Below are 4,044 nucleotides of genomic sequence, written 5' to 3' on the forward strand. Positions count from 1 at the left end.
AGTCTTTGATGAAGTATTTGTACCTTAACTATTTGTTTTTGGATATTTTGTCTAGTAGCTTCTCCTTTCTCTTTTTTATTTCTTAATTTTAAACTCTCATATTTCCTTGAAAGCTTTCTTTGTTCTCTTAATAATCTCTTTTCTATTTTTTAACTCTTTGAGTTTTATTTATATTTTTATAAGGTTTATCTAAGTTGCTACAAATAGCAAAATCCTTAATACCTAAATCAATTCCTACTCCTTGATTTGTATTTTTCTGTGGTATAATTTCAGTATCAATAATTACAGACACATAATATCTATTTGCTTTTTTAGATACAGTTCCACTAATAACCTTCGCTCCTACTGGAATATAGCCATATTCTTTTAATCTTAAATTTTTTAAAGTAGGTATCATTATTCTGTGTCTATCTTCAATCGTTTTATCTACAATTATTCCTTTAGAAGATTTAAAGTTAAGAAGAAACTCAACTTGATTTTTTTAATCATCTTTTTGTCCATTTGTAGAAACCCTAGTATAAATAATTAATTAAAACATTATTAATACCTTTAAACTCTAAATACTGGTCTTAGGTATAATCTCTTCTATCAGTTGGGATTCTTTTGGCTTTTAGTATATTTTCAACGTTGTAAAGTTTTTACACTCACACCAAGCACACCAAGCAATTCAGCAAAATCTTTTGGTTTGTAATTTGTTACATGTTTAGAATTCATTAATTTCACCTCTTGAGTATATTTTAATACTTCTAAACACATCTCTATCTATGTTTTTAATAATTAATTACTGTCTCCTTTCAGAACACTCTCATATAAAGATTAAAAAGGCTGTCTTGTTAATTCAAGACAGTCCCCTTTTTAATTTAATCTTCTATTCAATAACTTTATCTATACTTTGACCTGCTTTTTCAGATTTTTCTTCTGGTACATCTTCAGTTTCTACTTCTTCGATTTCAACATCTATTACTTCTTCTACATGTACATCTTCAGCATTGTCATCTTTAGAAACAGCATCTTCTTTTTCTACTGCTACTTCTTTATTTTCTTGCTTTAATTCTGGATATTTTTCATATACTATTTCCATGAATTCAGCACCAAAAATAGTTTCTTTTTCAAGAAGAACATCTGCTATCTTATCAAGTAAATCTCTATTATTTTCTAAGATTTCTCTAGCTTTTTTATGACATTCTTTTATTATTTTTAATATTTCAGCATCAATCATTGTTGATGTTTCTTCACTACAGTTTCTAACTGCTCTTCCATCAAGATATCTATTTTGAATAGATTCTAGACCTACCATATCAAACTTATCAGTCATACCATAAATAGTAACTATTCCTCTAGCTATTTGTGATGCTCTTTCGATATCATTTGATGCACCTGTTGTTATTTCATTAAATACAACTTCTTCAGCAGTTCTTCCTCCTAGAAGTGTAGTTATTTGATTTAATAACTCTTCCTTAGTACTTAAATACTTTTCTTCTTCTGGAAGTTGCATTGTGTATCCAAGTGCTCCCATAGTTCTAGGCACTATAGTAATCTTGTGAACTGGATCTGTTCCTTTTAGTAAAGCAGCTACAAGCGCATGCCCAACTTCATGGAATGCAACAGTTTTCTTTTCTCTAGGTGAAAGTATTCTATCTTTCTTTTCTTTACCTGCAATAATAACTTCTACAGCATCTCTTAAATCTTCTTGTAAAACTTTCTTTCTGCCATGTTTAACAGCTCTTAACGCTGCTTCATTAACTATGTTTGCAAGGTCAGCTCCTACTGCTCCAGGAGTTCCTTTTGCTATTTCATCTAAATCAACATCATCATCTAATGCTACATCTTTAGCATGAACTCTTAATATTGCTTCTCTACCTTTTAAGTCAGGTCTATCAACAATAACTCTTCTATCGAATCTTCCTGGTCTAAGTAATGCTTTATCTAGTATTTCTGGTCTATTAGTAGCAGCTAGTATAACTATACCCTTTGATGAATCAAATCCATCCATTTCAGATAATAATTGATTAAGAGTTTGTTCTCTTTCATCATTACTTTGCATTTGATTATCTCTACTCTTACCAATAGCATCAATTTCATCAATAAAGATTATACAAGGTGCTTTTGCAACTGCATCTTTAAATAATTCTCTAACTCTTGAAGCTCCAACCCCAACAAACATTTCAACAAAGCTTGAACCTGATAGTGAGAAGAATGGAACTTTTGCTTCTCCAGCAACTGCTTTAGCAATAAGAGTTTTACCTGTTCCTGGAGGTCCTACTAAAAGAACACCCTTTGGAAGTTTAGCACCAATTTCTGTGTACTTTGTAGGATTGTTTAAGAAGCTTATTACTTCTTCTAGAGATTCTTTTGCTTCTTCTTGTCCTGCAACATCATTAAAAGTAACTTTTATTTCATTTTCAACATAAACTTTAGCATTGTTCTTACCTATGTTTCCAATGCCGCCTCCCATTTTGCCACTAAACCTGCTTGAGAATAGTCTATACATTATGAATAATAATATAAGAGGTCCTACAAAGGTAAATAACATATTAAGCCATACTGACTCTTTAGGATTTTTACCTATAAAGTTAATTTCTCCATCATCAACAAGCTTTTGTATAAGCTGTTCATCATTTAAATTTGGAGTATATAGTGTTTTTCCTGCATACTCTGTTCCTGCTTTTGGAGTAATAATTAAATTATCAGATGAAATTACTATATCTGAAATTTCTTTATCCTTAACCATGTCAAGGAACTGATTATATGATATTTCTTTACTCATATATATATCTCTTGAATAAGTGGCTCCAAAAATTATAAGCGCAAGTATTGCTATATATATAAGTAAGGTATTTCTTGTCTTTTTATTATTTTTTCTAGGTCCGTTGTTATTCATAACACATCCACCTCTTTCCTTAGTAAAAAAATTTATTTATATTATTATTCCCTATATGCTAGCTTACAAAACCAAAATCACTGAAAGGATATACCTTTAATCCTGCCTTTGCTTTTATACAGCTTGCATCAATATAAGGATCTTGCCACCTTCGTGAATCATAGGAATTACTTCTATTGTCCCCTAAAAAGAAGAATTTTCCTTCAGGAACTTCAAATTCACCACTAAAATTATCATTATTCTTTACATAATCTTCTTGAAGTTTTTCCCCATTAACATATACAGTTCCATTAATAATTTTTATCTTATCACCTGGAAGTCCTATTAACCTTTTTATTAATACATCATCAAGTTCCTTAGAATCAAAAACAATAATGTCTCCTCTTTCTAACTTATCCGTATTATATACTTTACTTACAAAAAGCTGATCTCCTTCGTTTAATGTCGGTATCATAGATCCAGAAGGAATATACACTTTAAAAAATAAAAAATTCTTTATAAAAAGTGCTATAACTACAGCTACTATAATTGGTACTATCCAATCAAAAAAGAAATTTCCCTTCTTTTTTTCTGATTTACTATCTAAGTTGCCTAAATTAGAGGATTCCAATTCTTGAACATCATTATTGCCCTCATCCATTAATCTTTCCACATCCTTTTCATTTTTTCAATTATCTCCTGCCTTCTTTCTTTTGTAGCTTTTTCATCTAATAAGAAATAATCATTCTTGTAAACTAGACAATCCCCTTCATCTACATTGTCTAAGACATTGTTTTTATGTATATTGATAATTTTACCATCCGGTGTTTCCAGAACAATATATTCATTTTCGAATCTATCAACTGTATATATTTTGTCCATCTATTTAAGGTTCCCTCCCTTTATAGATATACAGATTTAGTATAACATATTTATTAATTAATTTAAAATCAAAATAACCACTTTTTTTAATACAATTTACTTATTTTTTATTTTTAAATCAAGTAAAATTAGAACAACGTGGCTGATGTCACACTTTTCAACGCAGGAAGCAGCTTTGTTTTGCCATGCAAAAGGTTCTAAAAGTAAAAGGCTGTATTATGAATAAAAGTGATAAATATAGGCAAGTATCTAAACAAATGATTATAAGGAAGTGATTGATTTGTGTTTAGATAACTATTTTA

3 protein-coding genes and 1 pseudogene are annotated in these 4,044 nt (G+C 29.6%); all 4 read right to left on the minus strand.

Annotated elements, in window-relative coordinates; genetic code table 11:
* Positions 1-451 (minus strand): annotated as a pseudogene (locus BM384_RS16055) (transposase); the annotation flags it as partial.
* 417 nt (positions 452-868) lie between these two features.
* Positions 869-2,881, minus strand: coding sequence for an ATP-dependent zinc metalloprotease FtsH (ftsH, locus tag BM384_RS16060; RefSeq protein ID WP_090015130.1), 2,013 nt, complete (start codon positions 2,879-2,881; stop codon positions 869-871).
* Positions 2,882-2,939: 58 nt separating this feature from the next.
* Complete coding sequence (gene lepB, locus BM384_RS16065; protein WP_090015132.1) at positions 2,940-3,521, minus strand: signal peptidase I; 582 nt, start codon at positions 3,519-3,521, stop codon at positions 2,940-2,942.
* Positions 3,521-3,742 (minus strand): DUF3006 domain-containing protein, encoded by a 222-nt coding sequence (locus BM384_RS16070; RefSeq protein WP_090015134.1) that lies wholly within the window; start codon positions 3,740-3,742, stop codon positions 3,521-3,523. The genes lepB and BM384_RS16070 overlap by 1 nt, the downstream gene beginning before the upstream one ends.
* Positions 3,743-4,044: the final 302 nt, after the last annotated feature.

It is taken from the genome of Clostridium sp. DSM 8431, assembly GCF_900116755.1.
Lineage (GTDB): Bacteria > Bacillota > Clostridia > Clostridiales > Clostridiaceae > Clostridium.